Annotated in this window: 23 protein-coding genes; all 23 read right to left on the reverse strand. The window is 66.4% G+C overall.

The genetic code is table 11. The features are described 5' to 3' along the window. Positions 1–223: 223 nt before the first annotated feature. Positions 224–1,072 (reverse strand): type I methionyl aminopeptidase, encoded by an 849-nt coding sequence (gene map / locus WA967_RS01270; protein ID WP_424419099.1) that lies wholly within the window; start codon positions 1,070–1,072, stop codon positions 224–226. 5 nt (positions 1,073–1,077) lie between these two features. Then, positions 1,078–1,674: an adenylate kinase gene (locus tag WA967_RS01275; protein WP_424419100.1), complete on the reverse strand. Its 597-nt coding sequence runs from the start codon at positions 1,672–1,674 to the stop codon at positions 1,078–1,080. Next, positions 1,671–2,993 carry a preprotein translocase subunit SecY gene (gene secY, locus WA967_RS01280; RefSeq protein WP_424419101.1) on the reverse strand — a complete coding sequence of 441 codons (1,323 nt, stop codon included), beginning with the start codon at positions 2,991–2,993 and terminating at the stop codon, positions 1,671–1,673. Before secY ends, WA967_RS01275 begins: the two co-directional genes overlap by 4 nt. A 113-nt stretch (positions 2,994–3,106) precedes the next feature. Continuing rightward, complete coding sequence (rplO, locus tag WA967_RS01285) at positions 3,107–3,688, reverse strand: 50S ribosomal protein L15 (RefSeq protein WP_424419102.1); 582 nt, start codon at positions 3,686–3,688, stop codon at positions 3,107–3,109. After that, the gene (gene rpmD / locus WA967_RS01290) at positions 3,688–3,873 is read right to left on the reverse strand and encodes a 50S ribosomal protein L30 (protein ID WP_071640253.1); all 186 of its coding nucleotides are present in this window, start codon (positions 3,871–3,873) and stop codon (positions 3,688–3,690) included. Before rpmD ends, rplO begins: the two co-directional genes overlap by 1 nt. Beyond that, on the reverse strand, positions 3,873–4,553 hold the full coding sequence (rpsE, locus tag WA967_RS01295) for a 30S ribosomal protein S5 (protein ID WP_424419103.1): 681 nt from the start codon (positions 4,551–4,553) through the stop codon (positions 3,873–3,875). Before rpsE ends, rpmD begins: the two co-directional genes overlap by 1 nt. Next, entirely contained in the window at positions 4,550–4,909 is a 360-nt protein-coding gene (gene rplR, locus WA967_RS01300; protein ID WP_424419104.1) for a 50S ribosomal protein L18, read from the reverse strand. The genes rpsE and rplR overlap by 4 nt, the downstream gene beginning before the upstream one ends. Before the next feature lie 2 nt (positions 4,910–4,911). Then, positions 4,912–5,448 carry a 50S ribosomal protein L6 gene (gene rplF / locus WA967_RS01305; RefSeq protein ID WP_424419105.1) on the reverse strand — a complete coding sequence of 179 codons (537 nt, stop codon included), beginning with the start codon at positions 5,446–5,448 and terminating at the stop codon, positions 4,912–4,914. Positions 5,449–5,454: 6 nt separating this feature from the next. Next, positions 5,455–5,853 (reverse strand): 30S ribosomal protein S8, encoded by a 399-nt coding sequence (rpsH, locus tag WA967_RS01310; RefSeq protein ID WP_298865832.1) that lies wholly within the window; start codon positions 5,851–5,853, stop codon positions 5,455–5,457. 164 nt (positions 5,854–6,017) lie between these two features. After that, the gene (rplE, locus tag WA967_RS01315) at positions 6,018–6,608 is read right to left on the reverse strand and encodes a 50S ribosomal protein L5 (protein WP_424419106.1); all 591 of its coding nucleotides are present in this window, start codon (positions 6,606–6,608) and stop codon (positions 6,018–6,020) included. Continuing rightward, positions 6,608–6,967 (reverse strand): 50S ribosomal protein L24, encoded by a 360-nt coding sequence (gene rplX / locus WA967_RS01320; RefSeq protein WP_424419107.1) that lies wholly within the window; start codon positions 6,965–6,967, stop codon positions 6,608–6,610. Before rplX ends, rplE begins: the two co-directional genes overlap by 1 nt. Before the next feature lie 2 nt (positions 6,968–6,969). Further along, the gene (rplN, locus tag WA967_RS01325; RefSeq protein ID WP_298865839.1) at positions 6,970–7,338 is read right to left on the reverse strand and encodes a 50S ribosomal protein L14; all 369 of its coding nucleotides are present in this window, start codon (positions 7,336–7,338) and stop codon (positions 6,970–6,972) included. Then, positions 7,335–7,649 (reverse strand): 30S ribosomal protein S17, encoded by a 315-nt coding sequence (gene rpsQ, locus WA967_RS01330; protein ID WP_424419108.1) that lies wholly within the window; start codon positions 7,647–7,649, stop codon positions 7,335–7,337. Before rpsQ ends, rplN begins: the two co-directional genes overlap by 4 nt. Continuing rightward, positions 7,649–7,963 (reverse strand): 50S ribosomal protein L29, encoded by a 315-nt coding sequence (gene rpmC, locus WA967_RS01335; RefSeq protein WP_424419109.1) that lies wholly within the window; start codon positions 7,961–7,963, stop codon positions 7,649–7,651. Before rpmC ends, rpsQ begins: the two co-directional genes overlap by 1 nt. Beyond that, on the reverse strand, positions 7,963–8,382 hold the full coding sequence (gene rplP, locus WA967_RS01340; RefSeq protein WP_417556024.1) for a 50S ribosomal protein L16: 420 nt from the start codon (positions 8,380–8,382) through the stop codon (positions 7,963–7,965). The genes rpmC and rplP overlap by 1 nt, the downstream gene beginning before the upstream one ends. Further along, positions 8,382–9,128: a 30S ribosomal protein S3 gene (gene rpsC, locus WA967_RS01345; RefSeq protein WP_298865848.1), complete on the reverse strand. Its 747-nt coding sequence runs from the start codon at positions 9,126–9,128 to the stop codon at positions 8,382–8,384. The genes rplP and rpsC overlap by 1 nt, the downstream gene beginning before the upstream one ends. Next, the gene (gene rplV / locus WA967_RS01350; RefSeq protein ID WP_298865850.1) at positions 9,128–9,526 is read right to left on the reverse strand and encodes a 50S ribosomal protein L22; all 399 of its coding nucleotides are present in this window, start codon (positions 9,524–9,526) and stop codon (positions 9,128–9,130) included. Before rplV ends, rpsC begins: the two co-directional genes overlap by 1 nt. Next, positions 9,526–9,807: a 30S ribosomal protein S19 gene (gene rpsS / locus WA967_RS01355; RefSeq protein ID WP_197220002.1), complete on the reverse strand. Its 282-nt coding sequence runs from the start codon at positions 9,805–9,807 to the stop codon at positions 9,526–9,528. Before rpsS ends, rplV begins: the two co-directional genes overlap by 1 nt. A gap of 12 nt (positions 9,808–9,819) precedes the next feature. Beyond that, the gene (gene rplB, locus WA967_RS01360) at positions 9,820–10,659 is read right to left on the reverse strand and encodes a 50S ribosomal protein L2 (RefSeq protein WP_424419110.1); all 840 of its coding nucleotides are present in this window, start codon (positions 10,657–10,659) and stop codon (positions 9,820–9,822) included. A gap of 20 nt (positions 10,660–10,679) precedes the next feature. Next, the gene (gene rplW / locus WA967_RS01365) at positions 10,680–11,000 is read right to left on the reverse strand and encodes a 50S ribosomal protein L23 (protein ID WP_285637097.1); all 321 of its coding nucleotides are present in this window, start codon (positions 10,998–11,000) and stop codon (positions 10,680–10,682) included. Further along, positions 10,997–11,659, reverse strand: coding sequence for a 50S ribosomal protein L4 (gene rplD / locus WA967_RS01370; RefSeq protein ID WP_424419111.1), 663 nt, complete (start codon positions 11,657–11,659; stop codon positions 10,997–10,999). Before rplD ends, rplW begins: the two co-directional genes overlap by 4 nt. Before the next feature lie 2 nt (positions 11,660–11,661). After that, positions 11,662–12,321, reverse strand: coding sequence for a 50S ribosomal protein L3 (gene rplC / locus WA967_RS01375; RefSeq protein ID WP_424419112.1), 660 nt, complete (start codon positions 12,319–12,321; stop codon positions 11,662–11,664). An 8-nt stretch (positions 12,322–12,329) separates the two neighbouring features. Further along, complete coding sequence (gene rpsJ, locus WA967_RS01380; RefSeq protein ID WP_193596815.1) at positions 12,330–12,638, reverse strand: 30S ribosomal protein S10; 309 nt, start codon at positions 12,636–12,638, stop codon at positions 12,330–12,332. Positions 12,639–13,037: the final 399 nt, after the last annotated feature.

Below are 13,037 nucleotides of genomic sequence, written 5' to 3' on the forward strand. Positions count from 1 at the left end.
GGCCCGCCGTCGGTCGCCCGGTTGTTCATCCACACCACGACCACGCCGAGTGCGATCAGCACGACGACGACAGCGGCGGAGATGCCGATGACGAACCAGTTGGGCTTGCTCTGAGCCTGGGCCATGACAGTCCATTCCTCCTACGACGGTTGACAACCTATTGTGCAGTGCCGAGACTATGCCCCGCCTGTGCGCTGACCGGCGCTGAGAACGCGGAGGCGGACTACGGGATGGGGACGGGCACCACGCCGAAGGGTGCGAGACCCGCGGCGCCGCCGTCGGCTGCGGTCAGGACCCAGATGCCGTCGGCGTGCACGGCGATGCTGTGCTCCCAGTGCGCGCCGTCGGTGCCGTCGACGGTCGTCACGGTCCAGTCGTCGTCTTCGACGAAGGTGGCCTCTCCCCCGGCGGTGACCATCGGCTCGATGGCGATGACCAGCCCGGAGCGCACCTCGGGGCCGGCATCCGGAACCTGATAGTTGAAGACGCTCGGCGCCTCGTGCATCTTCCGTCCGATGCCGTGGCCGACGTACTCCCGAAGGATGCCGTAGGGTCTGCCGGACACGGCGGAATCGCCCTGCGCGAGGATGTGGTCCTCGATGGCGGTGCTCACGTCGTTGATGTGCTCAGCGGTCGCGAGCGCTGCGATGCCGGCCCACATGGAGCCCTCGGTGACCTGGGACAGCTCCTCGCGGCGCGCCACGACCTCAGGCCGGTCCGGATCCGGCACGACGAACGTGCGGGCGCTGTCGCCGTTCCAGCCCTGGTACTGCGCGCCGCAGTCCACGGAGACGATGTCACCGGGCTGCAGCACCAGCTCGCCGGGGATGCCGTGCACGACCTGCTCGTTGACCGAGATGCAGGTGGTGTGGCGGTAGCCCCGGACGAGCTTGAAGTTGGACTCCGCTCCTCGATCCACGATCAGGCGATCGGCCGCGGCATCCAGCTCCGCCGTGGTGATGCCGGCCCGCACCAATGGCGCGACGGCGTCCAGCGCCGCGGCCGTGATGAGCCCGGGCTCGACCATCGCGCGCAGCTGCGCGGGGGTCTTGTAGATCGACCTGCGGAACATCCGGGTCAGACCAGCGCGCCGATGCCGCGGGCGCCGAGCGCCGCGGAGATGCGGGCGGTGATCTCGTCCAGCGAGCCCACGCCGTCGATGCGGTCGACGATGCCGCGCGGCTCGTACACGGAGATGATCGGCGCGGTCTCGTGCTCGTAGATGTCCAGGCGGTGGGCGATGGCCTCGTCCGTGTCATCCGAGCGGCCCTGCTCGACCGCACGCAGCCGCAGGCGGGAGATGCTCTCCTCGCGCGGAACGTCAAGCAGGATGATCGCGTCCAGCGCGGTCCCGCCGTCGGCGAGGAACGCGTCGAGGTGACCCACCTGTGCCGTGTTGCGCGGGTAGCCGTCCAGGAGGAAGCCGTTCGCGGCATCCTCCTGCGAGAGACGATCCCGCACGATCTCGCTGGTCAGCTCGTCGGGCACCAGGTCACCGGCATCGAGGATGGCGGTGACCTGCTTGCCCAGGTCGGTGCCCTCCTTGATGTTGGCGCGGAAGATGTCGCCGGTGGAGACCACGGGGATGCCGAGGGCCTCTGCGACCCGCACCCCCTGGGTGCCCTTGCCGGAGCCCTGCGGGCCGACGATCAGGAGTCGTGCGGATGCGGTCATCTGAGGAGCCCTTCGTAGTGGCGCTGCTGCAGCTGCGCATCGATCTGCTTCACGGTCTCGAGTCCGACACCGACGATGATGAGGATCGACGCGCCGCCGAACGGGAAGTTCTGGTTGGCCTGCACGGTCGCCAGGGCGATCAGCGGGATCAGTGCGACGATGCCGAGGTAGAGCGAGCCGGGGAACGTGATGCGCGTGATCACGTAGTCCAGGTACTCCGCCGTCGGCCGACCGGCGCGGATGCCGGGGATGAACCCGCCGTACTTCTTCATGTTGTCGGAGATCTCGACGGGGTTGAACGTGATCGCCACGTAGAAGTACGTGAACGCGACGTTCAGCAGGAAGTAGATCAGCATGTACAGCGGCTGGTCGCCGGACACCAGGTACGTCGACACCCACGCGACCCACGCCGGCGGCTCGGAGCCGTCGGTGGGCGTGTTGAACTGCGCCACCAGCATCGGCAGGTACAGCAGCGACGAGGCGAAGATGATCGGGATCACGCCCGCCATGTTGACCTTGATCGGGATGTACGTGTTGGTGCCGCCGTAGGTGCGTCGCCCCACCATGCGCTTGGCGTACTGCACGGGCACGCGGCGCTGGGACTGCTCGACCCAGACGATGAGCGTCATGACCGCGAGTCCGACCACCATCACCATCATGAACACGTCGAAGCCCTTGGCCTCGAGGATGCCGCCCATGGCGCTCGGGAACGTCGCCGCGATCGAGACGAAGATCAGCAGGGACATGCCGTTGCCGATGCCCTTCTCGGTGACGAGCTCGGCCATCCACATGATCAGGCCGGTGCCGGCGGTCATCGCCATGATGATCAGCAGCTGCGCCCACCACACGTCGTTGGTGAGCAGGTGCTGGCAGGCCCCTGCGGCGTTCTGCCCGAACAGCTGACCGCTGCGGGCGACCGTCACCAGCGTGCTGGACTGCAGCAGCGCGAGCGCGATGGTCAGGTAGCGCGTGTACTGCGTGAGCTTGGTCTGGCCCGCCTGACCCTCTTGGTGCAGGGTCTCGAAATGCGGGATGACCACGCGCAGCAGCTGGATGATGATCGTGGCCGTGATGTAGGGCATGACGCCCAGGGCGAAGATCGACAGCTGCAGCAGCGCACCGCCGGAGAACAGATTGACAAGACCCAGCAGTCCGTCAGTACCGGCGCTGTCGGCCAGGCACTTCTCGACGTTGGGGAAGTGCACGAACGGCGAGGGCACGTTCGAGCCGAGTCGGTAGATGGCGATGATGCCGATGGTGAAAAGGATCTTCGCACGCAGATCAGGCGTGCGGAAGATTCGCGCGATGGCGCTAAACAAGGGCGTTCCTCCTGAAGGGATTGCCGAACCTCGAAGGACGGCCGAAAGTCCAGGGTAACGCACAGGAGGGGCCGGATTTGCTCCGACCCCTCCCAGCGTTCACAACTGATGATTCAGTTGACCGAACCACCGGCGGCGACGATCTTCTGCTCGGCGCTGCCCGAGACCTTGTCGACCGACACGGTGAGCTTGACCGAGATGTCGCCGTCGCCGAGGACCTTGACCTTCTCGTTCTTGCGCACGGCGCCCTTGGCGACCAGGTCGCTGACGGTGACGTCCCCGCCCTTCGGGTAGAGCTCGGCCAGCTTGGCCAGGTTCACGACCTGGTACTCCACGCGGAACGGGTTCTTGAACCCGCGCAGCTTCGGGGTGCGCATGTGCAGCGGCATCTGCCCACCCTCGAAGCCGATGCGCACCGTGTTGCGGGCCTTGGTGCCCTTGGTGCCGCGACCGGCGGTCTTGCCCTTCGAGCCCTCACCACGACCGACACGGGTCTTCGCGGTGTTGGCGCCGGGGACCGGACGCAGGTGGTGCACCTTCAGGACGGCAGGACGCGCAGCCTCGGGCTCGGCCTTCTTGGCGGGAGCCTTCTTGGCCGCAGCCTTGGCCGGAGCGGCCTTGGCAGCAGCCGGCTTCTTGGCGGCGGTCTTCTTCTCGGCCTTCTCGGCCTCGACGGCTTCGTTCTTCTCAGCCATTAGTCGATCTCCTCAACCTTGACGAGGTGAGCGACGGCACGGACGTAGCCGCGCGTCTGCGCGTCGTCCGGACGGACGACAGAGTCGCCGATCCGCTTGAGTCCGAGCGAACGCAGCGTATCGCGCTGGTTCTGCTTCTCACTCACCTTGGACTTGATCTGCGTGACCTTGAGGCGTTCGGCCATCAGGCACCTACCTTCTGCGCGGCGGCGGCAGCAGCCTTCGCCTCGTTGCGGATGATGATCTCCGGCACGACGGCATCGTAGTCGAGACCACGACGGGCGGCGACGGCGCGGGGCTCTTCCAGCGCCTGCAGCGCCTCGACGGTCGCGTGCACGATGTTGATCGTGTTCGACGAGCCGAGGGACTTCGACAGGACATCGTGGATGCCGGCGCACTCGAGCACGGCGCGGACCGGGCCACCGGCGATGACACCGGTACCGGCGGCAGCCGGACGCAGCAGCACCACACCGGCAGCGGCCTCACCCTGCACGGGGTGCGGGATGGTCGAGCCGACGCGGGGCACGCGGAAGAAGTTGCGCTTGGCCTCTTCGACGCCCTTCGAGATCGCCAGGGGCACCTCGCGAGCCTTGCCGTAGCCGACGCCCACCAGGCCGTTGCCGTCGCCGACGACCACGAGAGCGGTGAAGCTGAAGCGACGGCCACCCTTCACGACCTTCGAGACGCGGTTGATGGTGACGACGCGCTCGAGGAACTGGTTGTCGCCACGGTCGCGCGAGTTGCGGTCGCGGCCCTGGCCACGGTCGCGACCGCCGCGGCGGTTGTCGCGCTGCTCGCGCTGCGGCTCAGCCTGAGCCTCGGGCGGAGCGGTCTCGGTCACTTCGTTCTCCTTGTTGTCACTCACAGTGCCAGCCCCCCTTCACGGGCGCCTTCGGCGATGGCTGCGACACGACCCGCGTAGCGGTTGCCGCCACGGTCGAACACTGCCTCGGTAAAACCGGCGGCCTTGGCGCGCGCGGCGAGGAGCTCGCCCACCTTGCGGGCCTTGGCGGTCTTGTCACCGTCGAAGGAGCGCAGGTCGGTCTCGAGCGTGGAAGCGGATGCCACGGTGTGGCCCTTGCTGTCGTCGACGAGCTGCACGAACACGTGGCGCGCGGAGCGGTTGACGACCAGGCGCGGCCGCACGTCGGTGCCGGCGATCTTCTTGCGAAGACGCGTGTGGCGACGAGCGCGGGCGGCGGACTTGGACTTGACAGCCATGGTTACTTACCAGCCTTTCCGGCCTTGCGACGCACGACCTCGCCGGCATAGCGAACACCCTTGCCCTTGTAGGGCTCCGGCTTGCGGATCTTGCGGATGTTGGCAGCTGCCTCGCCGACAGCCTGCTTGCTGATGCCGCTGACGGTGAGCTTGTTCGTGCCCTCGACCGTCAGGGTGATGCCGACGGGCGGGTCGACCAGAACCGGGTGCGAGAAGCCCAGGGCGAACTCGACCGAGCCGCCCTTCTGCTGCACGCGGTAACCGGTGCCGACGACCTCGAGGCCCTTGGAGTAGCCCTGGGTCACGCCGATGATGTCGTTGTTGATGAGCGTGCGGGTCAGGCCGTGAAGCGACCGCGACTCGCGCTCGTCGTCGGGGCGGGAGACCAGAACCTGGTTCTCCTTGACCTCGACCTGGATGGGGGAGGCGACCGTCAGGGTGAGCTCACCCTTGGGGCCCTTCACCGCGACCTGGCGGCCGTCGACCGAAACGGTCACGCCCGCGGGGATCTCGATGGGAAGTCGTCCGATGCGCGACATGTCAGATCACCACACGTAGGCGAGAACTTCTCCGCCCACGCCCTTCTGCTCAGCCTGACGGTCGGTGAGAAGACCGGAGGAGGTGGACAGGATGGCAACGCCCAGGCCGCCGAGGACCTTCGGCAGCTCGGTCGACTTCGCGTACACGCGGAGACCGGGCTTGGACACGCGCTTGATGCCGGCGATGGAGCGCTCACGGTTGGGGCCGTACTTCAGCGACAGCGAGAGGGTGCTGCCGACGCGGGCGTCGGTGACCTCGAAGCCGGCGATGTAGCCCTCCTGCTGGAGGATCTCGGCGATGTTCGTCTTCAGCTTGCTCGACGGCATCGACACGGAGTCGTGGTGCGCCGAGTTCGCGTTGCGCAGACGGGTCAGCATGTCTGCGACCGGGTCTGTCATTGTCATGTTCTGGTTCCTTTGTTCACGAGGTTCCGGCTGCCGTTACACGACAGACGGCCTTCAATGAGAGCAGTGCGTCCGACTGGACACACAATCTTCAAGTGTACGGCACAGCAGTCGCGCACTTCGACGGGCTCAGCGATCCGAGGATCGCCGAGCCCGTCGATGCGTCACGCTGCGGCGTCGGTCGACTTGAACGGGAAGCCGAGCGCCTTCAGCAGCGCGCGACCCTCCTCGTCGGTGGCGGCCGTGGTCACGACGGTGATGTCGAAACCACGGACGCGGTCGATCTTGTCCTGATCGATCTCGTGGAACACGCTCTGCTCCTGGAGACCGAAGGTGTAGTTGCCATTGCCATCGAACTGCTCGCCCGACAGGCCGCGGAAGTCGCGGATGCGGGGCAGAGCGAGGTTCACCAGGCGGTCCAGGAACTCCCACGCCCGGTCGCCACGGAGGGTGACGTGCGCGCCGATGGCCTGGCCCTCGCGCAGCTTGAACTGCGCGATGGACTTGCGTGCCTTGGTGACGACCGGCTTCTGGCCGGTGATCTTGGACAGGTCCGCGATCGCACCATCGATCACCTTGGAGTCGCGAGCAGCCTCGCCGACACCGGTGTTCACCACGACCTTGACCACACCGGGGATCTGCATGACGTTGGCATAGCCGAACTGCTCCTGCAGAGCCTTCTTGATCTCGGAGTTGTACTTGGCCTTCAGGCGGGGCTGCACCTTGACAGCCTCCGCAGCCTCAGTCGCTGCCATCAGAGGTCCTTACCTGACTTCTTCGCGTAGCGCACGCGGACCGTGCGCTTCACGCCGTCCTTGACCTGCTCCTCGACCCGGTGACCGACGCGGGTCGGCTTCTTGGTCGAGGGGTCGACGACGGCGACGTTGGAGATGTGGATCGAGGCCTCGACGGTCTCGATCCCACCCGTCTTGGTGCCGCCCTGCGACTGGCCGACGCGGGTGTGCTTGGTGACGTAGTTCACGCCCTCCACCACGACGCGGTTCTGCTCGACGAGGACCTCGAGGACCTTGCCCTGCTTTCCGCGGTCGCCGCCCTTGTCCTGCTTGCGGCCGGCGATGACCTGAACCAGGTCACCCTTCTTGATGTTCGCCATGATCAGATGACCTCCGGGGCGAGCGAGACGATCTTCATGAACTTCTTGTCACGAAGCTCGCGACCGACCGGTCCGAAGATGCGGGTGCCACGGGGCTCCCCGTCGTTCTTCAGAATGACGGCGGCGTTCTCGTCGAACTTGATGTACGAACCGTCTGCACGACGGGTCTGCTTGACGGTGCGGACGATGACGGCCTTGACCACATCGCCCTTCTTGACGTTTCCACCGGGGATCGCGTCCTTGACCGTCGCGACGATGGTGTCGCCCAAGCCCGCGTAGCGGCGGTTGGAACCACCGAGAACACGGATCGTGAGCAGCTCCTTCGCGCCGGTGTTGTCGGCGACCTTGAGGCGGGACTCGGTCTGAATCACTTTGCCTTCTCCAGGATCTCCACCAGACGCCAGCGCTTGGTGGCGCTCAGCGGGCGGGTCTCGTTGATGAGAACGAGGTCGCCGATGCCGGCGGTGTTGTTCTCGTCGTGCGCCTTGACCTTGGAGGTCTGGCGGATGACCTTGCCGTACAGCGGGTGCTTCACGCGGTCCTCGACCTCGACGACGATGGTCTTGTCCATCTTGTCGCTGACGACGTAGCCGCGGCGGGCCTTGCGGTATCCGCGGGCACCGGCCTCGCGCACATCGTGCGCGGAGTGCTCGGCGGCCTCAGCTGCCTTCTTCTCAGCCATTACTCGGCCTCCTCCTTCGGCGTCTCAGCCTCTTCGGCCTTCGCCTTCGCCTTGGACGCCTTCTTCTTAGCCGGAGCCTCGACGGGAGCGGGCGTCGCACGGATGCCCAGCTCGCGCTCGCGGATCACGGTGTAGAGGCGCGCGATGTCGCGCTTGACGGCGCGGATGCGGCCATGGCTCTCCAGCTGGCCGGTGGCCGACTGGAAACGGAGGTTGAACAGCTCCTCCTTGGCCTTGCGCAGCTCCTCGACGAGGCGCTGGTCTTCGAACGTGTCGAGCTCGGCGGGTGCGAGCTCCTTGGTGCCGATCGCCATTACGCGTCGCCCTCCTCGCGCTTGATGATGCGTGCCTTGAGAGGCAGCTTGTGAATGGCCCGGGTCAGAGCTTCGCGTGCGAGCTCCTCGCTGACGCCCGCGACCTCGAAGAGGACGCGGCCCGGCTTGATGTTGGCAACCCACCACTCGGGGGAGCCCTTACCGGAACCCATGCGGGTCTCGGCGGGCTTCTTGGTGAGGGGACGGTCGGGGTAGATGTTGATCCACACCTTGCCGCCGCGCTTGATGTGACGGGTCATCGCGATACGAGCGGACTCGATCTGACGGTTGGTCACGTACGCGGGGGTCAGAGCCTGGATGCCGTACTCGCCGAAGGAGACCTTCGTGCCGCCGGTGGCCTGGCCCGAACGCGTCGGGTGGTGCTGCTTGCGGTACTTGACCTTGCGTGGGATGAGCATTATGCCGACGCTCCTTCTGCGACCGGAGCCTCGTTGCGCGGGGCGCGACGACGGTCGCCGCGCTCGCGCTGCGGCTTCATGTTCGCCTGCTCGCGTGCGAGCTCCTTGTTGGTGAGATCGCCCTTGTAGATCCAGACCTTCACACCGATGCGGCCGAAGGTGGTCTTGGCCTCGTAGAAGCCGTAGTCGATGTTCGCGCGCAGCGTGTGCAGCGGCACACGACCCTCGCGGTAGAACTCGGAGCGGCTCATCTCCGCGCCGCCGAGGCGGCCGGAGACCTGGATGCGGATGCCCTTGGCGCCGGCGCGCTGAGCGCCCTGCAGACCCTTGCGCATCGCACGACGGAACGCCACGCGAGCAGACAGCTGCTCGGCGATGCCCTGTGCGACCAGCTGAGCGTCGGCCTCTGGGTTCTTGACCTCAAGGATGTTCAGCTGGATCTGCTTGCCGGTGAGCTTCTCGAGGTCGCCGCGGATGCGCTCGGCCTCGGCGCCGCGGCGGCCGATCACGATGCCCGGACGCGCGGTGTGGATGTCCACCCGCACGCGGTCACGGGTGCGCTCGATCTCGATGCTGGACACGCCGGCACGGTCGAGCTGCGTCAGCAGCAGACGACGGATCTTGATGTCCTCGGCCACGTAGTCGGCGTAACGCTGGCCGGGCTTGGTCGAGTCCGAGAACCAGCGCGACACGTGGTCCGTGGTGATGCCGAGGCGGAAGCCGTACGGGTTGACCTTCTGGCCCATTACTTGCTCGCCTTCTTCGTCGTGGCCGCCTCGGCCGCGTCAGCGACCTCGGGGGTGGCCAGCACGACCGTGATGTGGCTCGTGCGCTTCTTGATCTGGAACGCGCGACCCTGGGCGCGGGGCTGGAAGCGCTTGAGCGTCGTCCCCTCGTCCACGTACGCGTTCTTCACGTACAGGTCCTGCTCATCCAGGTACTCGCCGTCGCGATCCGCCTTCACCTGCGCGTTCGCGATGGCAGCGTGCACGAGCTTGTAGATGGGCTCGCTCGCACCCTGCTGGGCGAACTTCAGGATGGCCAGAGCCTCCTGCGCCTGCTTGCCCTTGATGAGGGCGACGACGCGGCGGGCCTTCTGAGGGGTCACGCGGATGTGCTTGACACGTGCGATCGATTCGACCATCAGCGACGCCTCCCCTTCTTGTCGTCCTTCTCGTGGCCGCGGAAGGTGCGGGTGGGCGCGAACTCGCCCAGCTTGTGGCCGACCATGGTCTCGGTCACGAACACGGGGATGTGCTTGCGACCGTCATGGACGGCGATCGTGTGACCCAGCATGGCCGGGATGATCATCGACCGGCGGGACCAGGTCTTGATGACGTTCTTGGAACCGGCCTCGTTCTGACCGACCACCTTGCGAAGCAGGTGCTCGTCGACGAAGGGGCCCTTCTTAAGACTGCGTGGCATCTTCCTCTACTCCTACTTGCGCTTCTTGCCGGCGTTGCGGCGACGCACGATGTACTTGTCGGATTCCTTGTTGGCGTGACGGGTGCGACCCTCCGCCTGACCCCACGGGGAGACGGGGTGACGCCCACCGGACGTCTTGCCCTCACCACCACCGTGCGGGTGATCCACCGGGTTCATGGCGACACCGCGGACGGTCGGGCGAACGCCCTTCCAGCGCAGGCGTCCGGCCTTGCCCCAGTTGATGTTGGACTGCTCGGCGTTGCCGACCTCGCCGATGGTCGCGCGGCAGCGCGCATCGACGTTGCGGATCTCACCGGAGGGCAGACGCAGCTGGGCGTAAGGGCCGTCCTTGGCGACCAGGCGCACGGACGCACCGGCCGAGCGGGCCAGCTTCGCACCACCGCCGGGACGCAGCTCGATCGCATGGATCACGGTACCGGTGGGGATGTTCTTCAGCGGCAGGTTGTTGCCCGGCTTGATGTCAGCGCTCGCGCCCGACTCGACGATGTCGCCCTGCTTCAGCTTGTTCGGCGCCAGGATGTAGCGCTTCTCGCCGTCGAAGTAGTGCAGCAGCGCGATGCGCGCGGTGCGGTTGGGGTCGTACTCGATGTGAGCGACCTTGGCATCGATGCCGTCCTTGTCATTGCGACGGAAGTCGATGAGGCGGTACTGGCGCTTGTGTCCACCACCGATGTGGCGGGTCGTGATGCGGCCCTGGTTGTTGCGACCACCAGTCTTCGAGAGCGGACGCAGCAGCGACTTCTCCGGCGTCGATCGGGTGATCTCAGCGAAGTCGGCCACCGACGAACCGCGGCGACCCGGGGTCGTGGGCTTGTACTTGCGAATAGCCATTATCTGTCCTTATCCCCCGGTCAGCCGACTGCCGTGAAGATGTCGATGGAGCCCGACTTCAACGCGACGATGGCGCGCTTGGTGTCCTTGCGCTTGCCGGTGCCGAAACGGGTGCGGCGGGCCTTGCCGACGCGGTTGATCGTGTTGACCGAAGCCACCTTGACGCCGAAGATCTTCTCGATGGCGAGCTTGATCTCGGTCTTCGAGGCTCGCGGGTCCACCAGGAAGGTGTACTTGCCCTCGTCGATGAGACCGTAGCTCTTCTCGGAGACGACCGGGCCCAGGATGATGTCGCGCGGGTCCTTGTTCAGGGCCGTGGCGAGGATGTTCTGCTCAGTCATGCCGAGACCTCCTCGGTTGCGCCGGTCTTCGAGGCGATGAAGCCCTCGAGGGCGGCCTTGGTGAAGACGATGTCGTCGGAGACGACCACGTCGTAGGCGTTCAGCTGGTCGAAGCTGAGCACGTGCACGTTCGGCAGGTTGCGAACGCTCTTGACGGTCAGCTCATCGCTGCGCTCGATGACGACGAGCACGTTCTTCGGACCGGCGACGGCGGCGAGCAGGCTCGCAGCGGTCTTGGTCGAAGGGGTGCTGTCGGCGACGAACGCCTCGACTGCGTGCAGCCGCTCACCGCGGAAGCGGTCGCTCAGCACGCCCAGCAGGGCGGCGGCGATCATCTTCTTGGGGGTGCGCTGCGAGTAGTCGCGCGGCTTCGGGCCGTGGACGATGCCACCGCCGGTCATGTGCGGCGCGCGGATGGAGCCCTGACGGGCGTTACCCGTGCCCTTCTGCTTGAAGGGCTTGCGGCCGGCACCGGAGACCTCACCGCGACGCTTGGTCGAGTGAGTGCCCTGTCGTGCGGCAGCGAGCTGCGCGACGACGACCTGGTGGATCAGCGGGATGTTGGTCTTGACGTCGAAGATCGCGGCGGGCAGCTCGATGGAGCCTGCCTTCTTGCCGTCGACCGAGAGGACGTCGAGCGCGAGAGTCGAGTCAGCCATGCTCAGGCACCCTTCACTGCGTTGCGGACGAAGACGATGCGACCGCGGGCACCGGGGACGGCGCCCTTGACGAGCAGCAGACCCTTCTCGGCGTCGACGGCGTGCACCGTGAGGTTGAGGACGGTCACGCGCTCGCCGCCCATACGGCCGGCCATGCGCATGCCCTTGAAGACGCGGCTCGGGGTCGACGATGCGCCGATCGAACCGGGCTTGCGGTGGTTGCGGTGTGCACCGTGGGATGCCGAGACGCCCTTGAAGTTGTGGCGCTTCATGACACCCGCGGTGCCCTTGCCCTTGCTGGTGCCGACGACGTCGACCAGCTGGCCGGCCTCGAAGGTGCCGTCGACCGTGAGCTCCTGGCCCAGTGCGTAGTCAGCGGCATCCGCGGTGCGGATCTCGGTGACGTGGCGACGCGGCGTGACGCCGGCGGCCTCGAAGTGAGCGGTCAGGGGCTTGTTGACCTTGCGGGGATCGATCTGCCCGTAGGCGATCTGAACGGCGTTGTAGCCGTCCTTCTCCGGGGTCCGGATCTGGGTGACCACGTTGGGCGCCAGCTCGATGACGGTGACGGGAACGAGCTTGCCGTTCTCGTTCCACACCTGCGTCATGCCGAGCTTGGTGCCGAGCATGCCCTTGGAGATCTTTGCGTTGATGTCAGTCATGTCGAGCCTCAGAGCTTGATCTCGATGTTGACATCGGCAGGCAGGTCGAGACGCATCAGCGAGTCGACGGCCTTGGGCGTCGGGTCGACGATGTCGATCAGACGCTTGTGGGTGCGCATCTCGAAGTGCTCGCGGCTGTCCTTGTACTTGTGGGGCGAACGGATCACGGCGATCACGTTCTTCTCCGTCGGAAGCGGCACCGGGCCGACGACAGTCGCGCCCGCACGGGTCACGGTGTCGACGATCTTGCGCGCCGACGTGTCGATGACCTCGTGGTCATACGACTTCAGGCGAATGCGGATCTTCTGTCCCGCCATTGTCTGCTCTCTCTCTTCAGGCGTCTTACCGTCCGGGGCCGGGTGACCCTGGGGCATTGGACGCACGTCGGCGCAGCTGCGCCTCGGCGCTTGCGCACCACTGTTCTCTTGTCACACCGAAGGCGCCGGCACGGTGTGCCCGCGTCATCGAGTGGGAGTGTGCACTTCGACTCGGGCATCGCCCTCGCTCAGTACTAGTTCTGCTGCCCGCGGCCTAGAACCCTGCGCTCGCGCGCCGTCTATGCACTGTCGTTGCAGTGACCCCGCGCATCCGTAAGGGCACAGGAATGTGGAACCTGTCTATTCTGCCATGGCGGATTCGACTACTGCAAACCCGGGCGTGTCGCGCGTCGCTCAGGCCGAGCGAAGCGACGCTGGGCGGGGCATCCCCATGCCCCG

This window comes from Microbacterium sp., from assembly GCF_049650565.1.
In the GTDB taxonomy this organism is placed as follows: Bacteria; Actinomycetota; Actinomycetes; order Actinomycetales; family Microbacteriaceae; genus Microbacterium.

Excerpts from the sequence above, each read along its gene's own strand:
- map (WP_424419099.1), bottom strand. The coding sequence starts at position 1,072 with ATGTTCCGCAGGTCGATCTACAAGACCCCCGCGCAGCTGCGCGCGATG.
- WA967_RS01275 (WP_424419100.1), bottom strand. The coding sequence starts at position 1,674 with ATGACCGCATCCGCACGACTCCTGATCGTCGGCCCGCAGGGCTCCGGC.
- rplO (WP_424419102.1), bottom strand. The coding sequence starts at position 3,688 with ATGGCTGAGAAGAACGAAGCCGTCGAGGCCGAGAAGGCCGAGAAGAAG.
- rpmD (WP_071640253.1), bottom strand. The coding sequence starts at position 3,873 with ATGGCCGAACGCCTCAAGGTCACGCAGATCAAGTCCAAGGTGAGTGAG.
- rplR (WP_424419104.1), bottom strand. The coding sequence starts at position 4,909 with ATGGCTGTCAAGTCCAAGTCCGCCGCCCGCGCTCGTCGCCACACGCGT.
- rplF (WP_424419105.1), bottom strand. The coding sequence starts at position 5,448 with ATGTCGCGCATCGGACGACTTCCCATCGAGATCCCCGCGGGCGTGACC.
- rpsH (WP_298865832.1), bottom strand. The coding sequence starts at position 5,853 with ATGACAATGACAGACCCGGTCGCAGACATGCTGACCCGTCTGCGCAAC.
- rplE (WP_424419106.1), bottom strand. The coding sequence starts at position 6,608 with ATGGCAGCGACTGAGGCTGCGGAGGCTGTCAAGGTGCAGCCCCGCCTG.
- rplX (WP_424419107.1), bottom strand. The coding sequence starts at position 6,967 with ATGGCGAACATCAAGAAGGGTGACCTGGTTCAGGTCATCGCCGGCCGC.
- rpsQ (WP_424419108.1), bottom strand. The coding sequence starts at position 7,649 with ATGGCTGAGAAGAAGGCAGCTGAGGCCGCCGAGCACTCCGCGCACGAT.
- rpmC (WP_424419109.1), bottom strand. The coding sequence starts at position 7,963 with ATGGCGATCGGCACCAAGGAGCTCGCACCCGCCGAGCTCGACACGTTC.
- rplP (WP_417556024.1), bottom strand. The coding sequence starts at position 8,382 with ATGCTCATCCCACGCAAGGTCAAGTACCGCAAGCAGCACCACCCGACG.
- rpsC (WP_298865848.1), bottom strand. The coding sequence starts at position 9,128 with ATGGGCCAGAAGGTCAACCCGTACGGCTTCCGCCTCGGCATCACCACG.
- rplV (WP_298865850.1), bottom strand. The coding sequence starts at position 9,526 with ATGGTCGAATCGATCGCACGTGTCAAGCACATCCGCGTGACCCCTCAG.
- rpsS (WP_197220002.1), bottom strand. The coding sequence starts at position 9,807 with ATGCCACGCAGTCTTAAGAAGGGCCCCTTCGTCGACGAGCACCTGCTT.
- rplB (WP_424419110.1), bottom strand. The coding sequence starts at position 10,659 with ATGGCTATTCGCAAGTACAAGCCCACGACCCCGGGTCGCCGCGGTTCG.
- rplW (WP_285637097.1), bottom strand. The coding sequence starts at position 11,000 with ATGACTGAGCAGAACATCCTCGCCACGGCCCTGAACAAGGACCCGCGC.
- rplD (WP_424419111.1), bottom strand. The coding sequence starts at position 11,659 with ATGGCTGACTCGACTCTCGCGCTCGACGTCCTCTCGGTCGACGGCAAG.
- rplC (WP_424419112.1), bottom strand. The coding sequence starts at position 12,321 with ATGACTGACATCAACGCAAAGATCTCCAAGGGCATGCTCGGCACCAAG.
- rpsJ (WP_193596815.1), bottom strand. The coding sequence starts at position 12,638 with ATGGCGGGACAGAAGATCCGCATTCGCCTGAAGTCGTATGACCACGAG.